Annotated in this window: 23 protein-coding genes; 8 read left to right on the top strand and 15 right to left on the bottom strand. The window is 58.3% G+C overall.

Going from position 1 to position 23,206, the window contains the following annotated elements; translation table 11 throughout:
* Window positions 1–2: 2 nt before the first annotated feature.
* The 10 genes from AB4O41_RS04955 to AB4O41_RS04910 are packed head-to-tail and all read right to left on the bottom strand — an operon-like array spanning window position 3 to window position 11,004.
* On the bottom strand, window positions 3–1,139 hold the full coding sequence (locus tag AB4O41_RS04955; protein WP_460146526.1) for a glycosyltransferase: 1,137 nt from the start codon (window positions 1,137–1,139) through the stop codon (window positions 3–5).
* The gene (locus tag AB4O41_RS04950) at window positions 1,132–2,100 is read right to left on the bottom strand and encodes a glycosyltransferase family 2 protein (RefSeq protein WP_460146525.1); all 969 of its coding nucleotides are present in this window, start codon (window positions 2,098–2,100) and stop codon (window positions 1,132–1,134) included. The genes AB4O41_RS04955 and AB4O41_RS04950 overlap by 8 nt, the downstream gene beginning before the upstream one ends.
* Complete coding sequence (locus AB4O41_RS04945; RefSeq protein ID WP_460146524.1) at window positions 2,097–3,464, bottom strand: O-antigen ligase family protein; 1,368 nt, start codon at window positions 3,462–3,464, stop codon at window positions 2,097–2,099. The genes AB4O41_RS04950 and AB4O41_RS04945 overlap by 4 nt, the downstream gene beginning before the upstream one ends.
* A complete protein-coding gene (locus AB4O41_RS04940) occupies window positions 3,461–4,516 on the bottom strand; it encodes a glycosyltransferase family 4 protein (protein ID WP_460148284.1) in 1,056 nt (351 codons plus the stop codon). The genes AB4O41_RS04945 and AB4O41_RS04940 overlap by 4 nt, the downstream gene beginning before the upstream one ends.
* Window positions 4,517–4,548: 32 nt before the next feature.
* Window positions 4,549–6,144 (bottom strand): GumC family protein, encoded by a 1,596-nt coding sequence (locus AB4O41_RS04935; RefSeq protein WP_460146523.1) that lies wholly within the window; start codon window positions 6,142–6,144, stop codon window positions 4,549–4,551.
* Between the two features lie 17 nt (window positions 6,145–6,161).
* Complete coding sequence (locus AB4O41_RS04930) at window positions 6,162–7,184, bottom strand: polysaccharide biosynthesis/export family protein (RefSeq protein ID WP_460146522.1); 1,023 nt, start codon at window positions 7,182–7,184, stop codon at window positions 6,162–6,164.
* A 24-nt stretch (window positions 7,185–7,208) separates the two neighbouring features.
* Entirely contained in the window at window positions 7,209–7,853 is a 645-nt protein-coding gene (locus AB4O41_RS04925) for a CpsD/CapB family tyrosine-protein kinase (protein ID WP_460146521.1), read from the bottom strand.
* A complete protein-coding gene (locus tag AB4O41_RS04920; protein ID WP_367372006.1) occupies window positions 7,854–8,600 on the bottom strand; it encodes a sugar transferase in 747 nt (248 codons plus the stop codon). It lies immediately after the preceding gene.
* Window positions 8,597–9,655, bottom strand: coding sequence for an NAD-dependent epimerase (locus tag AB4O41_RS04915; protein ID WP_460146520.1), 1,059 nt, complete (start codon window positions 9,653–9,655; stop codon window positions 8,597–8,599). The genes AB4O41_RS04920 and AB4O41_RS04915 overlap by 4 nt, the downstream gene beginning before the upstream one ends.
* Window positions 9,652–11,004: a UDP-glucose dehydrogenase family protein gene (locus AB4O41_RS04910; protein ID WP_460146519.1), complete on the bottom strand. Its 1,353-nt coding sequence runs from the start codon at window positions 11,002–11,004 to the stop codon at window positions 9,652–9,654. The genes AB4O41_RS04915 and AB4O41_RS04910 overlap by 4 nt, the downstream gene beginning before the upstream one ends.
* A gap of 380 nt (window positions 11,005–11,384) precedes the next feature.
* Between AB4O41_RS04910 and AB4O41_RS04905 the strand changes: the two genes are divergently transcribed.
* The 6 genes from AB4O41_RS04905 (at window position 11,385) to AB4O41_RS04880 (ending at window position 17,973) form a co-directional block, all read left to right on the top strand.
* Window positions 11,385–13,082 carry a sulfatase-like hydrolase/transferase gene (locus tag AB4O41_RS04905; RefSeq protein WP_460146518.1) on the top strand — a complete coding sequence of 566 codons (1,698 nt, stop codon included), beginning with the start codon at window positions 11,385–11,387 and terminating at the stop codon, window positions 13,080–13,082.
* Window positions 13,083–13,280: 198 nt separating this feature from the next.
* On the top strand, window positions 13,281–13,949 hold the full coding sequence (locus tag AB4O41_RS04900; RefSeq protein ID WP_460146517.1) for an ABC transporter ATP-binding protein: 669 nt from the start codon (window positions 13,281–13,283) through the stop codon (window positions 13,947–13,949).
* Window position 13,950: 1 nt separating this feature from the next.
* A complete protein-coding gene (locus tag AB4O41_RS04895) occupies window positions 13,951–16,422 on the top strand; it encodes an ABC transporter permease (protein ID WP_460148282.1) in 2,472 nt (823 codons plus the stop codon).
* Entirely contained in the window at window positions 16,412–17,485 is a 1,074-nt protein-coding gene (locus AB4O41_RS04890) for a lipocalin-like domain-containing protein (RefSeq protein ID WP_460146516.1), read from the top strand. Before AB4O41_RS04895 ends, AB4O41_RS04890 begins: the two co-directional genes overlap by 11 nt.
* Window positions 17,486–17,546: 61 nt before the next feature.
* On the top strand, window positions 17,547–17,789 hold the full coding sequence (locus tag AB4O41_RS04885; RefSeq protein ID WP_038984012.1) for a hypothetical protein: 243 nt from the start codon (window positions 17,547–17,549) through the stop codon (window positions 17,787–17,789).
* A 10-nt stretch (window positions 17,790–17,799) separates the two neighbouring features.
* Complete coding sequence (locus tag AB4O41_RS04880; RefSeq protein WP_176466896.1) at window positions 17,800–17,973, top strand: hypothetical protein; 174 nt, start codon at window positions 17,800–17,802, stop codon at window positions 17,971–17,973.
* Window positions 17,974–18,471: 498 nt separating this feature from the next.
* On the opposite strand, the gene AB4O41_RS04875 is transcribed toward AB4O41_RS04880, so the two are convergent.
* Both AB4O41_RS04875 and AB4O41_RS04870 read right to left on the bottom strand, forming a co-directional pair.
* Entirely contained in the window at window positions 18,472–20,340 is a 1,869-nt protein-coding gene (locus AB4O41_RS04875; RefSeq protein ID WP_460146515.1) for an ATP-binding protein, read from the bottom strand.
* A 296-nt stretch (window positions 20,341–20,636) separates the two neighbouring features.
* Window positions 20,637–20,903 carry a hypothetical protein gene (locus AB4O41_RS04870; RefSeq protein ID WP_460146514.1) on the bottom strand — a complete coding sequence of 89 codons (267 nt, stop codon included), beginning with the start codon at window positions 20,901–20,903 and terminating at the stop codon, window positions 20,637–20,639.
* 74 nt (window positions 20,904–20,977) lie between these two features.
* Between AB4O41_RS04870 and AB4O41_RS04865 the strand changes: the two genes are divergently transcribed.
* Window positions 20,978–21,280 carry a transposase gene (locus AB4O41_RS04865; RefSeq protein WP_223464023.1) on the top strand — a complete coding sequence of 101 codons (303 nt, stop codon included), beginning with the start codon at window positions 20,978–20,980 and terminating at the stop codon, window positions 21,278–21,280.
* The gene (locus tag AB4O41_RS04860) at window positions 21,277–22,113 is read left to right on the top strand and encodes an IS3 family transposase (protein ID WP_223464022.1); all 837 of its coding nucleotides are present in this window, start codon (window positions 21,277–21,279) and stop codon (window positions 22,111–22,113) included. The genes AB4O41_RS04865 and AB4O41_RS04860 overlap by 4 nt, the downstream gene beginning before the upstream one ends.
* A 35-nt stretch (window positions 22,114–22,148) precedes the next feature.
* On the opposite strand, the gene AB4O41_RS04855 is transcribed toward AB4O41_RS04860, so the two are convergent.
* From AB4O41_RS04855 to AB4O41_RS04845, 3 genes are all read right to left on the bottom strand, one after another.
* Window positions 22,149–22,496, bottom strand: a complete 348-nt coding sequence (locus AB4O41_RS04855) for a DUF6124 family protein (protein ID WP_460146513.1) — start codon at window positions 22,494–22,496, stop codon at window positions 22,149–22,151.
* A 218-nt stretch (window positions 22,497–22,714) separates the two neighbouring features.
* Entirely contained in the window at window positions 22,715–22,921 is a 207-nt protein-coding gene (locus AB4O41_RS04850; protein ID WP_460148281.1) for a hypothetical protein, read from the bottom strand.
* A complete protein-coding gene (locus tag AB4O41_RS04845; protein WP_460146512.1) occupies window positions 22,912–23,088 on the bottom strand; it encodes a hypothetical protein in 177 nt (58 codons plus the stop codon). The genes AB4O41_RS04850 and AB4O41_RS04845 overlap by 10 nt, the downstream gene beginning before the upstream one ends.
* Between the last annotated feature and the right edge of the window lie 118 nt (window positions 23,089–23,206).

The raw sequence follows: 23,206 nt of genomic DNA, 5'->3' as shown, positions 1-23,206 counted from the left end.
TTTCAACGATTTTGCTCGGGGTTCCATTGCGCGTACCGCTGGCCGCGCAAGAACTGCCACAGACCGATACTCATCCCGGCAAGGGTCACCAGAACGAACGCGGCGAGGCGAAAGGGTTTGGGCAAACGGTGTTGCACATCCAGCAGGCCGACGATGGCCATCGCGTAACCGAGCAGTTGCGCGATCAGGCTCAGGCGATAGAAGCCATGCACATTCCACAGCCAGAAATTGCTCAGCAGCAACGGCACCAACAGGATCGGTGCCAGGCGTCGAATCAGCTTGTGGCTGATCAGTGCAATCGCGTACAGGCCATACCGCCAAGGGTTCAGCATCTCCCGGCGCTGGGCCAGGCTTTGCAGGCCGCCAACGGTGACGCGCTGGCGACGACGCCATTGCTTGGCGATTTCGTCGACGCCCTGGTCGCTCACTCGTGCTTCGGGCACATAGACGATGCGTTTGAACGCCACCGGCGCGCAGGTGCTGATAAAGAAGTCGTCGTTGACCTCCGCCGGCACGTGCTGGAACAACTCACGGCGCAGGGCGAGCAGGGCGCCGTCGGCGGAGACCATGCAGCCGGTGCGATTTTCCATCTTGCGCAACCAGCCTTCGTAATGCCGATAAAGGCTGTCGCCCAGGCTCAGGCCCTTGCCCGGCACCGGGATCAGCATGTGCCCGGCACAGGCTCCGACCTCTGGATCGGCGAGGGGCGCGAGCAACTGGCCAAGGGTGTCGGTCGACCATTGGTTGTCGGCATCGGTGAACACCAGAATCTCGCCCGTGCTCAGGGCGACGCCAGCATTCAAGGTAGCTGCCTTGCCCTGACGGGGCAGGTCGAGCACGCTGATGCGCGGGTCGATGACCTTGTGGGCGCAGGCCACGGTGTCGTCCGTAGAGCCATCGCTGGCCAGAATGATGTGTAGCGAGCGCGCCTGATAATCCTGGGTGAGCAGGATGCGCAACTTCTCTTCGATATGCCGGGCCTCGTTGTGCGCGGCGATGATGATGCTGACGTTCATCGGTTGTGCCGGCACATGACGCCGCGCGGGGAACAACGGCGCGAGCAGCGTCAGCAGCAACGGGTAGCCGAGCCAGGCATACACCGGCAATAGCAGGCATAGCCAGAGAATGAATTCAGCCACGGGCCGGCCTCCTGGCATTCCAATGACAAAGGCTCAGGATGAGCGCGGCACCGGCCAGGTGCAGGCGCACCCAGTGCAGGCCCCACAGTTGCAGCATCAGGCCAATGTCACGGTGTTTCAGGCTGTGGCGCAGGCTCAGCACCAGCGCTGGCAGGCTGGCGATGAACACGATGAATAGCGCCACTTGAGGGAAACCATTGAACAGGGTGGATAGGGCAATGAAATCCAGCCCCCAGACGCTCATCGAAAAAGCCGGGAACCGCAACAAGCGCAAGCTCATCCCCTGGGTGCGCAGCAGTTGCAGGTGACTGCCCTGGCGCCACAACTCCTTGCCCATCCATTCACGCCAACTGCCTTCATAGCCCCAATGCAAGGCAACGCTTTGGTTGACCGCGAGCAATCGCGCGCCGGCTTCACTCAGGCGCATAGTGAACGCCTTGTCTTCACCGGTGCGCAGGGTTTCGTCGAAGCCGCCGACCTTGTCGAACCAGGTACGGCGCATCAGCAGGTTGGCGCTGGGCAACCATTGCACCGGGTGTAAGGTGTGAGTGGTCGGGCGGGCCATGCGGCGTTGCCAGGCCGTGGCAAACCACGGCGCCTGGATAGGGGTGTGCAAGTCCAGGGCAAGAACATCGGCCTGACCGCCGGACTCCAGTTCGAACAAGAGCGTCAGCCAGTCCCCGGGCATTTCGATATCAGCATCGATGAAGCCCAGCCATTCGCCTGTCGCCATCGCCGCTCCGCGATTGCGCAGGGCACCGATCAGCAGGCCGGGCAACACCAGCACCTGCGCACCGAACTGGCGAGCGATGTGCGGGCCCTGATCGTCGGAGCCGTTATCGACCACGATCAACTCGCATTCCAGCCCTGTGGCCTCAGCGGCTTTTTTCGCGGCGAGCAACGTCCGACCGATGTGTCGGGCTTCGTTGTACATCGGGATGACGAGGCTGATGCGGCTCATGCCCTGGCTTCCGTCGGCGGACGTTCTTCAGCCTTGAGACGTAACACGAACGTCAGGGCGAGCATGATCCACAGGTATTTGTGATTCGGTGCGCTGAGGAACATCAAAAACAGCATCAGCGACAGATAGCTGATACCCAGGTGCGTGATCAGGTCGGCCTGTTCCCAATCCCGTCGCAGTAACCAGGCATGACGGGCGCGGATCAGGTTGTACATCCCAAGGCCCAGCATGCCGACGAACAACAGCCCGGCGGGAATTCCCAGCTCACTGAAGATTTCCATGTACGTGTTGTGAGCGCGGCGGTACAAGTCGCCGGGCTTGCGGTTGGCGGAAAACACCTTGGCGTAACCGGAGCTGGCGTAGTGCAGCGGGAAGGTGCCGGGGCCGGAACCGAGCAACGGGTGCTCACGAACGATCTGGCTGCCGACCACCAGATATGACGCGCGGCGGCCGAGGGATTCGTCCTGGCTTTTGGCGCCAGATTTCAACACGCTCAAGGACTGGATGCGCTTGACGTAACCGGCGGGCATCGAATAGATGGCCAGCGGGATCACGATCGCAAGGCCAAGCATGGCAAAACCCAGATGGCGTGGACGGATGCGTGGCAATTGTGCGCGGTAGTGCCAGGCGCCGATCATCAAGCTCAGGAACAACACCACCAGCCCGGAACGGGAATCGGTTTTGGTCATGCCGCCCAGTAGCAAAATGCAGCAGCCGCCCCAGAACAATCGGTGCAACAGGTTAGGGCCGCGGATCATCAGCAGCAGGCCCAACGGCACGGCGAAGGCAATCAGCAGGGCAAACGAGTTAGCGTCTTCCAGCAGCCCGGCGGCGCGGCCCTGGTCCTGATACTTGGTGGAGAACATGGCCAGCGCGCAGGTCGCGCTGACGCTGAGGGTCACCAGCCGGGCGAACATCTCGAGGTTCAACTCGCGGCCGATCAGCAAGGTGATCACAAACAGAACCAGGCCGACGCTCAGATCCCGCAGATGACTCTGGGACATGTCCAGGTTGTCGGTATTGATCATGCTCAACAGGTACAACACCATGAACCAGATCAGGTAGCGCCAGATATTGCTGCGCAGGCGCTCGGACGGAATCTGGTGGATAGCCAGTTGCAACATCACGATCAGCGCCAATGACGCACCGATGAATTTGGTGCCCGACAGCGCACTGCCCTTGAAGAAACCTTCAAACGGCACCAGCGCCGCGATGCCCAATAAACCCCAGGCAGGTTTTCGGTACAACACCGCGACAGCCACCAGGCCGAGCACCGCGCCTGGCGCCAGATACGGATAAGGGCTGGCCAGCAAACCGAGGCAGACCAGGGCGAACAGACTGACGATCGAGAGCGGAAAGATCACGCGCGTGCCTCCCGTGCAGTACGGATATAAAGCTGCGACCAGCGTTCGGCCAAGGCCTTCAGGTCGTAACGGTCCAATTGCGTACGTCTAGCGTTGTCGATCAGTTCGCGAGCCAGGGCCGGCTCATTCAGCAGCGTGTCGATCTGCCGGGCGAGGGAGACGCTGTCGGTGGGTGTCGCCAGCAGGCCGTTGTGCCGGTCCTCCAGCACATCGGGAATCCCGCCGACGCTGAACGCCACCACCGGCACCCCGGCCTGCATCGCCTCCAGCAAAATCATCGGTGTGCCCTCGGTACGCGAACTGATCACCAGCGCATCGAGTTGCGGCCACCACCGGTTCATGTCGGTCTGATAACCCGGCAAGGTGATGCGTTTGTGCAAGCCGGCGGCGGCAATCCGCGCCAGCAGGGTTTGCTCTTCCGGGCCGTCGCCGAGCATCACGGCGTCCAGTTGCGGGTGTTGCTGACAGAGCGGAATCAGGGCATCGAGAAACAGGTCCGGGCCTTTTTCATTGCTCAGCCTACCGACGTAACCCGCCAGCCAGCGCGAGTGCGTGGCGTTGTGGGGTAGCAGGCCGCTGGCCTTTGGCAAACCATTGGGAATCACTTGCAGTTTCTCCGTCCGGACACTGGCCTTGCGGTGCAGCACGGCGATGCTTTCGGCTACGCAAACCACGCGATGCACCGACGCCGTGCGGCACAGTTGCAGGCTCAGCCAGCCGTAGACACGTTGCTTGCGACTGCGCGGGGTGAAACCGTGTTGGGTAATCACCAACGGCAAACGCAATAACGTCGCGCTCACCCAGCCAAACAACAAACCTTTGAAATTGTGCGTGTTGATCAGCGGCTGTTCAGCTCGCCGCTGACGTAAATGGCGCAGCAGCTCCCCCAGTCCCGCGCAATTACGGCAGTCAATCCCGGCCCCGCGAAATCGCGCGATCAGCGCTGGCGGCGCATCGAGAAACAGCACTTGGTGCTGCCCCGGCGTCGCCAGGCAATGGTCCAGCAGCATCCGCTCAGCCCCATAGAAGCCGCCGCTGCTGATCAAATGCATGATCGGCAGAGCGCTGGCGCTGAGCGGCCCGTTCAATGGCGCACCCAATACACGAAGCTATCCACAGTCCAGTTTTTGTGCGGATTGTTCGGCATAACGTCTTGCTCGTTGATCACCAACAGCACCGGCAAGCCCAGTTCATGGGTGATTTGCGCTGGGTGTTTGAAGCTGTGATCGAAGAACTCACGCATGTAGACGAAGGCAATCGCCAGCAGCAGACCGGTCAGCATCCCGAACGGAATGATCAGCAGCGGTTTTGGAAACGCCGCATCGGTCGGTTCGTACGGCGGGCTGAGTACCCGAGCGTTGGACATATCGTTGTCCAGCAAACCGGCGGAGCTGCTTTCAGCAAAGCGTTGGGCGTAGGTGGAGAACGCCGCGTGCAAGGCGTTGATCTCGGTGTCCATCTGCTGCAACTTGCTTTGCGCCACTTGCAACTGATGGATGCGGTCCTTGAAGTCGGCGATGCGCGCGGTTTTCTGCTTGATCACCGAGGTGACAATCGCCAGGTCGTTGGTCCGCTCCTGAATCCGGTTGCTGACGATTTTCAGGAACTGCTGACGGGTGCGGGAAATCTGCTCGCGGGTCAACAGCATCGGTTCACTGCCCGGCTGGAACACCGCCAGGTCATTCATGTAGCGGCTGACCTGAGTGGTCAGTTGCTCACCGAGCTGCCTGATCTCGCGGTCCTCGAACGCAATGTTGTCCACCGTGGTGGTGAAGGTGAAGGGGAAGGTGTAATCGCTGAGCCGGGATGTATTGGTGGCTGACGCCAGGGCGGTTTTCAGGTAGTCGAGCCAGCGCTGGCTTTGCAGCAGGCGATCCTGATACAGGTTCAGGGCCTGTTCTTCGGTGTTGATCGCATTGAGACGGAAGGTGATTTCTTCTTTCGGATCGGAGGAAGCCACGCCTTCGAGCAACGCCAGCCGTGTGCCTTCCAGGCCATCGAGGCGCACCTGATATTGCTTCTTCTTGGTTTCGTAGAAGCTCTGTGGCAGGTCGATCGATTGCAGTTCCTGACGACTGGCCAGGTAGTTTTGCAGCAGCGCCGCGACAAACCGGGTGCCTTGGGCGGGATCACCAAAGCTGTAGACAATGGAGATCACGTTGGAGCCCGGCAGGGTTTCGATTTTCAGGTTATCGACGGCCTCTTGGGTGTAGGTATCCAGAGCGGTGTCCCGAACCGGATCGGTCTCAAGTCCGAACGCATCACGTACCGGATTGACCACGTATTCACGCAAGGGGTTGGTCACGAAACGCTGGATCGGTTCGGTCACCAGTTTGCTGAAGATCCCGGGGTTGGGCGCGTACTCGCCTTTGTCCCGCAGGTCGCTGATGGTCTGACGGATCAGGGCCGGCGAACGCAGGATATTGCTCTCGGTTTCCATGTCTGCCAGTGACGGCGGAATGAACGAGGCATCACCTTGGGTCAGGGATGTGGTGGCATCTCCCTGGGAGAGTTTTTTGGACTGCACGATCACCTGTGCGGTGATGTCGAAGCTCTGCTTGAGCATCAGCGGCAGGACCAGCGCGATTACTGCAAAGACCAGGAAGACTCGTTTCACCAACTGCTTGTTGGCGAAGAAGATCCTGAAGAACTCATGCAGGTAGTTTTCCTTTGGGTTCATGGTCGGTCACCTGAGCGTTAGTTGTCACTGCCTTTGTTATCGACGCGGTAGCCGAAGCCGAAGCCTACCCCCTGGAACAACACCACATCCGCCAGTTGCCGTGCGAGCTCACCGGCGCTGGCCAGTTTGGTCTTGGGCACGTAGAGCATGTCGTTCGGCTGCAGGTAAGCAATCTGCGACGCATCGCCGGACAGGGCTTTTTCCACGTCGTAGTGCACGGCCTGCACATGGTTGCCGGTGCGGCGCATGATCACTACCGAATCGAGCCGCGCCTTGACGTTGGTGCCACGGGCCAGGGTCAGCGCTTCAAGCACCGAGACTGGCCGGTTGATCGGGTAGGAGCCCGGTTGCGCGACTTCACCCAGCACATAGATTTCATTGCCCGATGTGGATTTGAGCATGACGTCGACCGTCATCCGCCCCGGCAATTGCGCGTAGCGTTGATTGAGGAAAGTTTCCAGTTGGTTGACGGTCATGCCTTGCAGTGGTACTGAGCCGATTTCCGGAAAACTCGCATAGCCGTCGTTGCCCACGGTGATCTCCCGGCTCATGCCGGTAGCGGGGTGGTTCAGGGTGCTCTTGAGGTTCTGCTCGTTGCTCAGCGGGCTGGTGACCAGCACGGTCACCTGATTGCGATTGGGCTGGAACAGGGATTTGCGTTCATAAGCACGCTGGATCTCCTGCCGCGCTTCGACCGACGTCAGCCCGGCGATTTTCACCGCGGTGTTGGCCCCCGGCAGTTCGATGGTGCCGTCGGGCAGCACCAGTTGCGTGCCGTTGAGCTGGCTGGCCGCGGTAAAGTTCAGGGCAACCTGATCGCCGGGCTGAATGCGGTAAGCGCCCGAGCCACTGGTGCTGACGTGGAAGATCACGTCCAGCACGTCCTTGGGTCGCAGGGTCTGTTCGACCCTGGGCATGTCGGTGGCCTGGGCATTGGCCGGCTCGGCCGTGAGGATCTGTACCGGCATTTGTTGGGTTTCACTGGTGCTGGAGCAACCTGCAAGTGGCAGCAACAGCAGGAGAAGCATTTTGGCGTTCATAGCGTCATCCTTTTCTGCGGTTGCTTACAGGTTGTTGTAGAGCCATTTGGGCATGTAGTACTTGCGCCGGTTGAAGACGCTGCCCACCAGTTTTGCACCAGCCTGGGTCAGGCGCTGGGCCGCGGCCTGGGCCACTTCCCAACGCGTATCTTCGGCGCGCACCACCATGATCACGCCGTCCACCAGGGTGCTGATGACCAGGGTGTCGGCGGCTGAATACACCGCGTCGCCGTCGATCACCACGAAGCGATACAGATCACCCAGTTGGTTGAGCAACGGGGCCAATTGTTCGGTCGTCAGGTGCTCGGCGCCGCGGATATGCCGCCCGTTCGGCAGAATGTGGAAGGGCAGGCTGGAAACATTCACCAGGCAGTCCTGCAGCAGCGGCGGCGAGGCGTTGAACAGCAAGTCGCGAAAGCCGCGCTCTTTGGTCAGTCCCAGTTGTTGCGTGAGGTTGCTCTCCGACTGGCTGGCGTCCACCAGCAGCACTTGGCCGCTGCTCATTGACGCCAGTTGGCCGGCCAGCGCCAGGGCGCTGGTGGTGGTGCCGGTGCCTGCATTGGCAGCGGTCAGAAAGAGGATCCGCAGATCCAGGTCGAGCACGGTCGAGGTCAGGTTGGACTCGCTCGGGCTGGCGATGGTCAGGCTTTTATTCGATGAACCGTCCATTTAACTCGCTCCGTGGCCGCTGAATACTTTGAAGGGGGTTTTCAACAGGATCTTCAGATCAAGCAAGAGGCTCTGCTCGGCGATGTAGCTGAGGTCCAACTCAACGCGCTGGTCGAAGTCGATATTGCTGCGCCCGGATATCTGCCACAGGCCGGTCATGCCGGGGTAGATGCTCAGGCGTGCAAGGTGGTTGTCTTTGTAGCGGTAGGCGTTGAACGAGGTCGGTCGGGGACCGACTAAACGCATGTCGCCGCTGACTACATTGATCAGGTTGGGCAACTCATCGAGGCTGCTGCGCCGCAGGAAGCCGCCGATGGGGGTAATCCGCGGATCGTCGTCGATCTTGAAATCGATGGCGTCGGCGCCGTGCTTGTTCAGGTGCCGCAAGGATTCCTTGAGCTCCTCGGCATTGCTCACCATGGTGCGGAACTTGTACATGCCGAACAGGCGGCCGCGGTAACCGGTGCGCTTTTGCACGAACATCACCGGTCCCGGGCTGCTGAACTTGATCACCAGCGCCAGGCCCAGCAGCACAGGGGACAGCAGTAGCAGAATCACCAGCGCACCGAGGCATGCAACCACCCGGTTGGTTCGCGACAGGGTCCAGGGGCGACCACCGTCACGGCCGGTCAGCCAGCCGCGACCCTGCATGTGGATCGCCGTGTCCAGGCGCATTCGGTGTTCGGGGTCCAGACGTTTGTCACGCAGCATGTGATTGAGCAACACGCCTTTTTCTTGTCCAGTCATAGAGGCCTCCGCTGAAGCCCTTCCGCGAGTGGCGAGTGGGCATTGCGCAGTGGGTAGTAGTCACGGAACCAGGCGATGAATCGTCCGAGTCCTTCATCCAGCTCGATCCGTGGCTGGAAACCGGTGGCCTGGGCCAGATCACTGGCATCGGCGCAGGTGTTGAGCACGTCGCCCGGTTGCAGGGGCAGCAACTCGACGAGGGCTTTTTGTCCGAGGTGTTTTTCCAGCAGCGCCAGGTAGTCCTTGAGCTCCGCCGGCTGTTGTCCGCCAATGTTGTAAATGCGCCATGGCGCCATGCTGCTGGCCGGGTCCGGTTGTTCACGGTTCCACTGCGGTGCTGCTTGGGGCGCGCGCTCGATCAGGCGGGCGATGCTCTCGATGATGTCGTCGATGTAGGTGAAATCACGCTGGTGCTGGCCGTAGTTGAACAGCTTCACCGGCTGACCTTCGGCAATCGCCCGGGCGAACTGGATCGGCGACATGTCTGGCCGGCCCCAAGGCCCGTACACAGTAAAAAAACGCAAACCGGTGCAGGGAATGCCGAACAGATGGCTGTAGCTGTGGGCCATCAGCTCATTGGCTTTTTTGGTCGCGGCGTACAGCGACAACGGGTGGTCGACGCCGTCCTTGACCGAGTAAGGCGTGTGCTGGTTGGCGCCGTACACCGAACTGGACGAGGCATAGATCAAGTGCTTGACCGGGTGGTGGCGGCAGCTTTCGAGGATGTTCAGGAACCCGCTCAGATTGCTGTCGACGTAGGCCCGGGGATTTTCCAGGGAGTAGCGCACCCCGGCCTGTGCCGCGAGGTGAATCACCACCTCCGGTTGTTCACGAACAAACAATTCGTCGAGGGCGGTTGCGTCGGCCACATCGACTTTCGCCAGCGGAAAATCGCCGACGAGCCCACGTACCCAATCCACGCGGTCATGCTTGAGTTGCGGGTCGTAGAAGTCGTTGAAATTGTCCAGGCCACACACCTGATGCCCGTCGCGCAACAGCCGCAACACGCAATGGGCGCCAATGAAACCGGCCGCTCCGGTGACGAGTATCTTCATGACCGTGGCGTCTCGGGAGCGATGTGCCGAAGCCCAATGCCGCTGTAGTGCAAACCGGCCGCCGCCACGTGTTCCGGGTTGTAAAGGTTGCGCCCGTCGACGATCACCCGCGCGCGCAGTTTGCTCGCCAGCAGGTCGAAATCGACCACACGGAAATTCTTCCACTCGGTGCAGATCACCAGCGCGTCGGCGTCTTCCAGAGTGTCGTCGCGGGTGGCGCACAGGTGCAGGTCATCGCGGTAGCCGTAAATGCGCCGGCACTCGGACATGGCTTCCGGATCGTAAGCCTGCACGCTCGCACCTTCGGCCCACAGCGCTTCCATCAGATAACGGCTGGGTGCTTCGCGCATGTCATCGGTATTGGGCTTGAAGGCCAAGCCCCAAATCGCGATGGATTTGCCGATCAGGCCATCGGGAAATAGCGCCTGCAGTTTGCTGAACAGAATGTGCCGCTGGCGGTCGTTCACGTCGGTGACGCTGCGCAGCAAACGCAATGGCATGCCGTTGTGTGCGGCGGTGTGCAACAGGGCACGCAGGTCTTTGGGAAAGCACGAGCCGCCGAAGCCGCAGCCGGGGTAGATGAAGTGATAGCCGATGCGCGGGTCCGAGCCGATGCCTTTGCGCACAGCCTCAATGTCGGCCCCCAGCAACTCGGTGAGGTTGGCCAGTTCGTTCATGAAACTGATGCGGGTGGCAAGCATCGCGTTGGCCGCGTATTTGGTCAGCTCGGCGCTGCGGTTGTCCATGAACATGAGCTTTTCGCGGTTGCGGCAGAACGGCGCATAGAGTTCGCTCAACTGGTTGCGCGCTTCATCGTCATTGGTGCCGACGATGATCCGGTCCGGGCGCATGCAATCGGCCAGGGCGCTGCCTTCCTTGAGAAATTCGGGGTTGGACACCACCCGCACGTTCAACGCCTCTTTGCCACGGCGTTGCAGTTCCTCGTTAGCGGTGCTTGCCACCTGGTCCGCGGTGCCCACCGGCACGGTGGACTTGATGATCAGGGTGCGATCGGACTCCATGAAACTGGCGATTTGCCGAGCGACATTCAGCACATGGCTGAGGTCGGCGGAACCGTCTTCATCGGCGGGTGTACCCACCGCGATGAAAATCAGTTCGGCGTGTTCGACCGCGTCATTGGCCTGAGTGGAGAAGAGCAGGCGACCGGCCTTGATGTTGTCTTCCAGTGTGCTGGACAGTCCCGGTTCGCTGATCAGGGGCACGGCTTGCTGCAGTTGCTTGATCTTGTTGGGGTCAATATCAACGCACAGCACACGATGTCCGACATCGGCCAATGCCGCAGCTTGAATCAGACCGACGTAACCCGTACCAAATACGCTCACGTCCATACTGGCGTGCCTCGTAAAACGGTGGATGTAACTGAAATGAGACTGTCAAAAGGGGTATAGCCCAGCCATGGGAAAGCGAGTCAGCAAAATGACGGGTAGCGCGACCGGGGAAACCCCGATTTCACGGGCTATTTGCCATCAAGTGCTTGCCGTAGCTGGATTTGCCGCGGTTTTGAGGGGTTTCTGAGGGTTTGAAGAAAACGATAAACGGTCGTAAGGCTTGAAACACAAGGGTTACAGACGATTGAGTGTGTCAGATTTGAGGCAACGTTTTTTTGACGGTTTAGGAAAAAAACCGGCATTTCTTGCGCTTCGAGGGCTCGGTGCTAGTGTCAGAAAATGGCCGGCAATCTATTGGCCACGGAGGTGCTGTAATCACCATGATCCGTTACCTCAAGGAACTGCTGCTGGTTCTGTATTTACTCAAGAATTACGACGACTACCTCGATCGTCTTGACGCGCTGGGCATCGGTTTTCCTATGCTGTTGTATGGCGCAATGTTCGTCGTGCTGACAGTGGCGTTGTTCATGACCGCCTACATCCGTCAGACGCTGATCCGTCATCTGTTCGCGTTGGCGATGTTTGGCTCGGCGGTGTTCTTTGATGTCTATACGCAAGTGACTGCCGGCTACATGACTTACAGCAGTTTCGTGTCGTTGGTGTACTCCGGCGGGTTCATTCAGGAAGCGGCTTACCAGTACCATGATGCAATCATCAGCGGGACGGTCAGTGGTTTGTTGCTGCTGTTCGGTATCGGGCTCAAGCCGCGTCGACGGGCGCCATTACCGGGTGCGCTGTTAGTGGCTGCACCGGTGCTCGGGGTGTTACTGCTCAGCGTCGTACTATTCGTGCGGGCCGGTGAGGGTGCCCGTGGCTTGCCGATCATGTACACGCCGTTGGCCTATTTGAATCTGTTCACCTATGAAGCGTTGCACAACACCGTTGGCCCGCGTGAACCGGTGAGCCTGACGCGCATCGATCAGCCGGTGGGGCACGACATTGTGCTGATCATCGACGAGAGCATTTCCGGCAACTATCTGGACATCAACACGCCGTTCGGTGTGCACAGTAACCTCAAGGAACCGCGCCCGGGCGTGGACATTTTCAATTACGGCTACGCGGCGTCCATCGCCAATTGCAGTGCCGACACCAATGTCACCCTGCGCTACGGTGGCACCCGCGGCGACTACATGCGGATCAACAGCACGCTGCCGTCGATCTGGCAGTACGCAAAGAACGCCGGGCTGCGCACCGTTTACATCGACTCCCAACGCACCGCTGGCAACTTGCAGAACCTGATGAACGCTGCCGAGAAAAAGGACATCGACGAGTTCGTGCAATTCGACCAGACCAGCGTGCGTGACCGCGACATGGCAGCGGCGGCCAAGCTGATCGATCTGCTCAACGACGGTAAGCCGGAGCTGGTGGTGATCAACAAGGTCGGTGCGCATTTTCCCGTGCACGACAAGTACCCGGATGCGTTTATGGCTTACCGCCCGACATTGCCCCGTGGGCAGTTTGTCGAAGTGGCGGACACGGGCACACGCGATGGTTTCAACGGTCAGCCGGATGATTGGTTGCTGTACCGCAACGCCTACAAAAATACCGTGCTGTGGAATGTCGGCGAGTTCTTCGCTCGGGTTTTTGCCCAGGCGGATTTGAGCCATGCGCTACTGATTTACACCTCGGACCATGGGCAGGATCTGCATGAACGCGGTAACCCTGGGCTAAATACTCACTGCGGTGGTGATCCAGTGGAGGAGGAGGGAGTGGTGCCCCTGGTGGTGATTTCTGGCAGCGACTTGAAGACCCTGGATTGGCAGGCGCAGTTGCCGGCCAATAAGGATCGCTCCAGTCACTACAACATTTTCCCGACGTTGCTGCAGTTGATGGGCTATGACTTGGTGGGGATCGAGGCGGTGTACGGCAAACCGTTGAGTGTGCCGACGGCGGACGATTTCACCTTTAACTATCGTTTCAATGCGCGGTTGGGGGCCAAGCCTGAGTGGAAGCATATTGATCTGAACAGCATTGTGACTCCGGGGCAGGTGGTGCCGAGTGTGGCGGTGGGGCAGTGAGGTTGTTTGTTGGCTGAGTCGGCCCCTTCGCGAGCAAGTCGAATCGTCGCACCGCCGCTCCCACATTTGATCGATGTGTACACAGATTCTGCATACACCGGCGATCCCTGTGGGAGCGGGCTTGCTCGCGAAGAACGATAACGCGGTGTCGCTGCCGTCCGCTATCCTAGGCCCACTGTCTTCAACGAGTCTCCCCTCATGCTTTCGGTCCAGGGCGTCTTCAAAAGCTACGCCACCCCCCAAGGCCCATTGCCCGTGCTGCAAGGCGTCGACCTCACGTTGAAGCCCGGCAGCAGCCTGGCGCTGATGGGGGAGTCGGGCAGTGGCAAAAGCACCTTGCTGCACCTGATCGCCGGGCTGGACAAGGTCGACCGCGGCAGCATCCGAAGTGGCGAGCATCGGCTGGAGCAAATGAACGAAAGCCAATTGGCAAACTGGCGGCGGACCGAAATCGGTCTGGTGTTCCAGCAGTTCAACCTGATCGGCAGTTTGCGCGTCGAAGACAATCTGGCGTTTCAGGCGCGTCTGGCCGGGCGTCACGATCCACGTTGGCAGGCGCATCTGGTGCAACGTCTTGGGTTGGGGGATTTACTGCGGCGCTATCCGGAACAACTGTCCGGCGGGCAGCAGCAGCGGGTTGCGCTGGGGCGCGCCCTGGCATCGCAACCGAAACTGCTGCTGGCCGACGAGCCCACCGGCAGCCTCGATGAAGCGACCAGCGATGAGGTGTTGAAGTTGTTGCTGGAACTGCTCGACGACAGCCCGACGACGTTGTTGATGGTCACTCACAGCTCAAGAGTCGCCGCGCGGTTGGCAGACAAAGTGGTGCTGCACGGTGGCCGTCTGGCTGGCGCGGACGAACACTGAGGTGCGGGTTTTTCGCGAGACGCTACGGGCGCTGCTCAGCCATTGGCGACAGCACCCGGTGCAATTTTTCAGTGTGCTGACCGGGCTCTGGCTCGCCACCAGCCTGCTGACCGGCGTGCAAGCGCTGAACAGCCAGGCGCGAGAAAGCTACGCCCGGGCCAGTCAGCTGATCGGTGGTGAACCGCAAGCCAGTCTCAGCGCACCCGGCGGCGGAGTGTTCCCTCAGCAATGGTTTGTCGACTTGCGTCGTGCAGGCTGGCCGGTATCGCCCGTGTTGCAAGGCCGAGTGACACTCAAGGGCCATGAAGACCAGCGCTTGCAGTTAATGGGGATTGAGCCGGTGTCGTTGCCAGCCGGTTCCGCGGTGGCCGGGCGGTCGTTGCCGATCGAGCAGGTTGTCGAGTTTTTCACCCCGCCGGGCAGTACCTGGATTTCACCGCAGACCTTGCAGGCGTTGGGCTTGCACGAAGGTGAAACACCGGTGGCCCAGAGCGGAGTCGCCTTGCCGCCGTTGCGTGCCCAGGCCGACATGGCGCCCGGCGTGCTGCTGGTGGACATCGGTTTCGCTCAACAGATTCTGCAATTGCCCGATCAACTGTCGCGCCTGCTGCTGCCCAAGGATTTCATCGCAACCCTGCCTGATGCGTTAAAGGGCCAACTCCAGTTCAAAAGCAGCGGCGAAGAAAACAATCTCGCGCGCCTGACCGAGAGCTTCCACCTGAACCTCGATGCCTTGGGCTTTTTGTCGTTCGTGGTCGGCCTGTTCATCGTTCACGCGGCGATCGGCCTGGCGCTGGAGCAACGCCGAAGCTTGCTCAGAACCCTGCGCGCCTGCGGGGTCAGCGCACGCCTGTTGATTGCCTGCCTTGCCGTCGAACTGGGTGGCCTGGCGCTGATCGGTGGTATCGCCGGCGTCGTCAGCGGCTACCTGCTAGCTGGTGTGCTGTTGCCGGACGTCGCCGCCAGCCTGCGCGGTTTGTACGGTGCCGAAGTGCCAGGGCAGTTGAACCTCAGTGCGCTGTGGTGGTTCAGCGGCATCGGCCTGAGCCTGTTCGGCGCCTTGCTGGCCGGTGCCAACAGTTTGCTGCGGGCGGCGCGTTTGCCGTTGCTGGCGCTGGCCAATCCGCAAGCTTGGCATCAGGCCCACGCGCGCTGGTTGCGGCGCCAGGGTTGGGTCGCTGCGATGGCTGCGATAATCGCATTATTAGCGTTGAGCTTCGGCGACAGCTTGAGCAGCGGCTTCGTGTTGATGGCCGCCTTGTTGATCGGCGCCGCACTGGCCTTGCCGGTGGTGTTGAACAGCGTGCTCAACTGGGTGATTGGGCGCAGTCGTTCGGTGCTCAGCCAATGGTTTCTCGCCGACTGCCGTCAGCAGCTGCCGGCCCTGAGCCTGGCCTTGATGGCGCTGTTGCTGGCGCTGGCGGCAAACATCGGCGCCGGCAGCATGACCGCCGGTTTCCGTCAGACGTTCAGCAACTGGCTCGAACAACGCCTGACCGCTGAGCTGTACCTTAATCCGCAAAATCCTGCCCAGGCTCGAGAACTGCACATCTGGCTCAAACAACAACCTCAAGTTACCGCGGTGCTGCCGAACTGGCAGGTGTCGATTCAGTTGCAGGGCTGGCCGACGGACATTTTTGGCGTGATCGATCACCCGACTTATCGTCAGCACTGGCCCCTGCTGGAAGCCTTGGGCGACGACCCTTGGGAGCGACTGGCCAAGGACGACGCGCTGATGCTCAGCGAGCAATTGGCCCGGCGCTTGAAGTTACGACTCGGTGATCACCTGACGATCCCCACACCGAATGGCCCATGGTCGCCACGGATCGTCGGAATCTACGCCGACTACGGCAATCCCAAGGGCCATCTGCTGGTCAATATCAATCACCTGTTGCGCGGCTGGCCACAGTTGACACCCAGCCGTTTCAACCTGCGCATCGACCCGGCGTCGATTCCCGGGTTCCTGACCATGCTGCAAGCCCGTTTCTCCCTGGACGACAGCCGCATCGTCGATCAGGCCCGGCTCAAGGGCTGGTCCACGCAAGTGTTCGAACGCACGTTCGCCGCCACCGCCGCGCTCAATAGCCTGACGCTTTGCGTTGCGGGCGTGGCGCTGTTCATCAGCCTGCTGACCCAAAGCCAGAGCCGCCTCGGGCAACTCGCGCCACTGTGGGCGCTGGGCGTGACGCGGCGGCAGTTGATGCTGCTGAATCTGGGGCAAACCTGGTTGCTGGCGGTGTTGACGCTGGTGCTGGCATTGCCGTTGGGCATCGCATTGGCGTGGTGCCTGGACACCGTGATCAACGTTCAGGCTTTCGGCTGGCGCTTGCCGTTGCGGGTGTTTCCGTTGCAACTGTTGCAATTGATGGGCCTGGCGTTGATTGCGACATTGCTCGCGTCAGCGTGGCCGTTGTACACGTTGTATCGCACGCAACCGGCGGATCTGCTGAGGACGTTTGCTCATGAAGATTAAGCTCGGCGTGTTGTTATTGGCCGCGCTGCTGAACGGATGCGACAACCCGCCTGCGCCGGAAAAAGGCTTCGCCGGTCTGGGCCATCAGGCCGCCGCATTTACCCCGGTGGTGCCCGGACGAGTCTTCAATTTTCCGGCAGACCACGGCCCCCACGATGGCTTTCGCATCGAATGGTGGTACGTCACCGCCAACCTCAAGGACGATCAGGGCCAGGAGTTCGGCGCGCAATGGACGCTGTTTCGCAGCGCGTTGAAAGCGACTCCCGAACAATCTGGCTGGAGCAATCAAACCATCTGGCTGGGCCATGCGGCCGTGACTTCTGCCACGGCGCATCATGCCGCCGAACGCTACGCCCGGGGTGGCGTCGGCCAGGCCGGCGTGAGCCTGGCGCCGTTCAACGCATGGATCGACGATTGGCGTTTCAGCAGTCAGGCCACCGATGAAAACCCGCTGGCGGACTTGCAACTCAGCGCCCGCGACAAGGCTTTCAGCTACCAGCTTCGACTGACCTCCACACGTCCATTGGTGCTTCAGGGCGATAAAGGCTTCAGCCAGAAATCCGAACAAGGCCAGGCGTCGTACTACTACAGCCAGCCGTTTTTCCACGCCAACGGCATGCTGGAAATCGACGGCAAAACCTACACGGTCAGCGGACCCGCCTGGCTTGACCGCGAGTGGAGCAGCCAACCCCTGACCGCCAACCAGACCGGCTGGGATTGGTTCTCCCTGCACCTGGACAGCGGCGAACAGGTCATGCTCTACCGTATGCGACAAAAGGACGGCGCGCCGTATCTCACCGGTACCTGGATCGATGCGCAAGGGCAAACGCAGTTATTGCATGCCGACGACATCAGCCTCACACCCCAAGACACCGCCAACGTGGCCGGGCGTTCAATGCCCGTGCATTGGTCGATCAAAATCCCCGCCAAACACCTCGAAATCACCATCAGCGCCCTTAATCCCAAAGCCTGGATGGATTTGCGCATTCCCTATTGGGAAGGGCCGGTGCGGCTCAGCGGCAGTCATGGCGGGCAGGGGTATCTGGAGATGACCGGCTATTGACCGGAACTCTCGACGCCACGCCGTTTTCCTACGTAATGAAGCCCATTCACGGGAGCCCGCCATGAGCGACGATCTCAAACCGCCCACCCTTGCCACCTGGCAGCGGCTGTTCGACGACAAGGCCTACTGGCAGCAATCTCCCGACGTGCATTACAGCGAATTATTGCGCATCGCCGACGATCTGCTGGGGCAGGGCGCCATCGACCTCGATCAGTGGCAAATCCTCAAAACCAAGGCCGATCAATCCCACAAAGACTCACCCGCGGTGAACGTCGCCCATGAAGTCGACGATCCAGAGGCCTGAGGAAAAACCCATGAATCCGAAACCGACCACCCCCTCGGAAAACCCCGACGAACCCCGGCCACCAGGCGAAGTCGAACGCGACAACGACGCCTTGCGCCCCACCGACCCGACCCGGCGCAAGGAAAGTGGCAAGGGCACAGACAGTGGCGAATCCACCGCGCAAGAAACTGCGAACACTCCCTGATCAGCGTCTATGCAGGCGAAAATGAAAGATCTGAACGTAGAACAGAGCGTTGTGGTGACCTATACCGATGTGCTGAAAGTCACCAGTCAGCATCCAAGCTGATCATTACTTGTACGTATTGATTGTTCTTTTGCCAATAGGGGTAGAAGAACAATCAGTTTTAATGGTCGAACTGGTGAGTTTTAGAAGTTTGTATCCGATTTTTTAGCAAAAGCTTACGAAATATTACGTGCATAAATTTCATGTTTGTACCGAGGACATATCGGCCAAATTCTATTAAAATCCTTCTCGTTCGCCCGGTGTCAGGGCTCTTTACCGGTGCATGGATTGCCAGGCCATTACACTGGGCGAACACCTTCTTTGGGAGGCGGTGTTTAAAAGTTTTGGATATAAAAAATGGGCGACCTTGAAGTCGCCCATTTTTATTGGCTGGGTTAAAGGGGAGGCATTGGACACCCCATCAGGGGGGTGTAATGGCGTTTGTAGCCTGAGTCCATTTCAACCCGAAATTGTATCCATTACCGGAGTGCCGGCCTGGAGTTGTTGCCGGTAGTTGACTGCACGCTGAAGCACTCGGCTCAAGGCCTGAAAATTTGTCGGTTTGGTCAAAATATCATTGGCACCGGCGGCCCTGAAACGTTCTATCTCGCTCGAAAAAGCACTCGCGGTGAAAGCAACGATGTAGCAAATATCGCCCAGTGGTAGTTTGCGGATTTTACGGATGGCCTCTAGCCCATTCATGACAGGCATGTTGATATCCATAAAAATGATATCTGGAGTCGAAGTCATACACTGATTTACCGCCTCCAGACCATTTGACGCGAGGTCGGGTGAATAACCCAGCTCTTGTAACATCGCCATGGCAACTTTCTGACTCACGAGATGGTTTTCTACCAGCAGAATTTCGAGCGGGTAATCCTCGGCAAAAGATGAGTCGAAATCAACCGATGCATGGTCATCCCGGATGGGTAGTTCCGAGACTGAAAAAAGCTCCATGGGGAGTGAGAAGGAGAACGTCGATCCGACCCCAGACTGACTGGTAAAAGATAAAGTCCCCTGCTGCGCCTCAACCAGATTTTTGCAGATGGAAAGACCGAGCCCACTCCCGGTAAAGCGTTGACTGGCCAGTCCTTTGAACTGAGCAAAGGGCTTGAACAGGCTGTCTTGCCGTTCCATGGGGATACCTATGCCGGTATCGCGTATGGAGAATTCGAGTCGGGCTCGAGTGCCGTAACCGCTAGTCGTGACCATGAGCGATACTTTTCCGGCTTCGGTGAATTTAACCGCATTGCCCAGCAAGTTGATCAATATCTGGCGAAGGCAATTGGTATCGGTTTTGACCAACGGAGGTACGTCTGGTGAGACTTGGGCCTCAAGTACTATTGGCTTGTCCTGAATGTTTTGCCGGATCATTTCAATACTGGATGAAACCAGAGCTCTTATTTCGAAGACACGAGGCTTCAGTTCAAGTTTGCCTGCTTCGATTTTTGCAAGATCGAGAATGTTGTCGATAAGAGACAGCAGGGCTCGTCCACTTGTATTAATCGTTCTTAGCAGACTGCTTTGCTCGGGGTTCAGGGCGGACCTCGCCAGCAACTCGGTCGCGCCGATAACACCGTACATGGGCGTACGGATTTCATGACTCATGGTGGCCAAAAATCTGGTTTTTGAACGATCAGCGTCCTCGGCGGCATTTTTAGCCTGATTCAATACTTCTTCGTTTATTTGCAATTGCTGGAGATGAGCGCGCATGCGTATAACGCTGAAGACGAGAAATACCAGAATGGCCAGGATGATATGGTGCAGGGAGTCCTGTTTAAGTTGCTGGTAGTAATCCGTCAACGTCATCTCCGCACCCGCAACATAAATCGTACCGTCCTGCGATTTCATTGGGACGAAGACCGCGCGAAAGTCTCCCCAGTGATCCGAGTAGTCGATCCATGTGGGTTCGGTACGTTCAAAACTGTCGAGCAAAGCCTGACTGGCATCCGGATAGGGATCGAAAAAGCGTACGAAATTCTTCTCCAGGATCTCTTTCTTCGATGCGCTGGAGCTGACTAGATAGGCCTTGCCCGAGCGTTTGACCACGCTGTAGATAAAGGCAGTACCCATGGAATCGTTAAACCGGGAGAGCCGCTGAATGGCATTCCAGTCTTCTGCTTCGGATTTGGACTGTTTGTCGATCAAATCGTCATGGTAGCGGTCGCCAAGGATGGCCGAAGCGCCCAACGCGGCATGCAGCAGCTTGTTATTAATATTCTCAGTGAGGATTCCTTGAGTCTCGACGTAGAGGTAGTAGATATAGCCACTGACACCTATGGTGTAGACCAAGAGAAAAATCCATGTGGTCCGTTTGAGTTTGAACATAAATCACAGCCTCCATACTGTAGGCCCAAGCATAATTTGAAGGCGGGCTGAAAACCATTTTTTTGTTTTCGCTGTTTTCAGGTGAGGCGGTGGGGTATTACTTGACCGAGTAGCCAGTTTTTTTGGTTTTTTGTTCACCATATTGAGTCGGTTTTTTGGATTGATCAGAAGTTAAAAGACAGTTTTTAACAAACGCTTGCGAAGTGCTGCGTGCATAAGTCTGGGAGGCGATGTTTAAAAGTTTCGGACATGAAAATGGGCGACCCTACCCTGGGTCGCCCATTTTTATTGATGATTTAAAGTGGCGCTCGCAACCGCCGTCCGACCACATCCAGAAAATCGCAGCCATCGCGCAACGGGATGGCCAACACCCGCGCAAACTCTTGCAATAGCGCAGCATCACCACCAAGCGCTTCGCCCAAGGAAAGCGTTTCCAACAGTTGAGTGACGCTGCGAATGCGATACGCCGCCGTGTCATGCAACACATCGATAGGCGCTTCAGTGTCGATCAGCAGGGAAGGGATCGTGCAGTCGATGCCAGTAATCGGCATGTATCGAGTCATGGTGAACTGGCCTAATGATTTTGGACACTTCAATCGGGCGCTATGATGGCGCCCAAATCTGAGGTGTTTTGGCTATGCGTAAATCTTATTCCAGTGAGTTCAAACTCAAGGCGGCGAGCATGGTGCTGGACGAGGGACAGTCAGTTCCCGAGGTCTGCGCCAGCCTGGATATCGGTCCTACGGCCCTGCGCCGCTGGGTCGACCAGGTTCGGAAGGAACGTTTGGGCTCGACTCCGGTGGGCGCTAAGGCGATTACCGCCGATCAGCGAGAGATCCAGCAACTCAAAGCCTTGCTCAGGCAAAAAGACCTGGATATCGAAATCCTAAAAAAGGCCAGTGCTCTCCTGCTGTTGGACGCCAAAGATCATTCACGTTGATCGATGAGCTGGACGAGCAGTACGGCGTTAACAATTGCTGTCGGGCGTTCGGCGTCAACCGCAGCAGCTTTTATGCCTGGCGTCAGCGCCAAGGCAAGGTCAAACCTGAGAGGGAGAAACTCAAGGCCGTGCTGGTCGAACATCACAAGGAATCCAGATCATCTGCTGGCTCGCGCACTTTGGCCAAGGAGCTGCAAGCCAAGGGACATCGTGTTGGGCGGCATATGGCTCGCAGCCTGATGCGCGAAGCGGGCGTTGCCAGTCGTCAGCGCCGGCGGCACAAGTACAAATCTTCCGGCGTGGAAGCGCTGGTGGCGCCGCATGTGCTCAAGCGCAAGTTTGATGTTACAGCGGTCAATCAGGTGTGGTGTGGCGATGTGACGTACATAAAGGTCGGCACGCGCTGGCTGTACTTTGCGGCGGTTCTGGATCTGTTCGCTCGCCGGATTGTGGGCTGGTCGTTTTCGATGATTTCCGATGCCACGCTAACCTGCGAAGCGTTGCGCATGGCGGTCGAGCTCCGAGGCCGGCCAAAAGAGGTGCTGTTTCATTCTGATCAAGGCTGCCAATACACCAGCCATAAATTCAGAAATGAGATGCGCAAGCATGGACTTTTGCAAAGCATGAGTCGTAAAGGTGAGTGCTGGGACAACGCCCCGATGGAGCGTTTCTTTGGGAGCCTTAAATCAGAGTGGGTGCCAGAAGATGGCTACAACTCTGAGCACGAAGCCCGAATAGACGTGCAACGCTACGTGATGCGTTACAACAACGTCAGGCTCCATAGCTACAACGGCTATCGTTCACCGGTAGCTATGGAGAAACTGGCGGCATGAAAACCGTAACTGGTGTCCAAAATTAGTTGACCAGTTCATGGCTGCACCTTCTCAGCGTCGGACGCCCCACCAAGTGGATCGAGGTTGTCCAGCGCCCGGTTTACCAACAATTCCCCCAGCACGGCCAATTGCTGAATCGATAGCGCCAGGCTGCGGTGCGAACCTTCGAGTTCACCAGCAAAGTCGGTCGTCAGCACGTTGAGCGAGGCGAGGGTTTCGCAGGCGTGGCTTAACAGGGTTTTGGTGTCGATGTTGGGGAGGAGGGTGAAAACGTGGCTGATGGGGTCGGGGCTTTTTGGGTTGCGGAGGCGGGCGCTGATGGTGCGTTGGGTTGCTTGGCTGAGTTGGAGGGGGTCGAGGGAGTCGGGTGGACACTTTTTCATCGTGAAGCTCCTGAAACAATGGAGCCGCAAAGCGGCATTTGCATGCCTTGATCGTGTTCGGTCTGTCAAAACCGGTCGCTGAGGTTGCAGCGGCTGGGGGGAGATTATCTGGGGAGGATGGGGTGTACAAGTTCATGGGGGGCGATGGGGGCTGTGGGAAATGTCCGATGCTTTTGTCAGGCGTCCCGAGGGGCTGAAAAATTGAGTCATATTTGGGTTTAAGTGAGTTCGGGTTTTTTATCGTTCATATAAACTGAGGGTCCACAAAGTAGCGGAGATTTTGTTGTGAATTCAATTATCGAACTGCTGTTCGAAGCATGAATCATGAAGAGATTTTTGCTCTGAGTGACTCTTATACTAAGTTTTTCTTTTGTAGGTATGTTTTTGATCGTTAGGCTGCTGATTTCGCTGCAGTTTAAACCGATGCGGCATGTGTTGAATTCAGCCTTTTTCCATTTTGCGGGGGGGCGTCAGGGAGTTCCATAACTTCATTTTTTGCTCCTTGAAACTGGAAAATGGGGGGCTTTTCTTGTGCTTTTTTTGATTTTTGATTTTTGATTTTTGATTTTTGATTGCGGTTTCCAGAATTCAATGTTTTCCATGTGTCTTTCTATGGCGTCCATATCGTCTTCGCCAAGCGTATTGTCAAAGTTCTCGCTTAGTGTTTGTCGTACCTTGGCGAGTTTTTGTGTGATTTTTTTTCGTTGCCT

This window comes from Pseudomonas sp. S2_A02 (assembly GCF_054668495.1).
The sequence above is the reverse complement of the archived record's forward strand: the minus strand, read 5'-3'. Positions and strand labels throughout refer to the sequence as shown.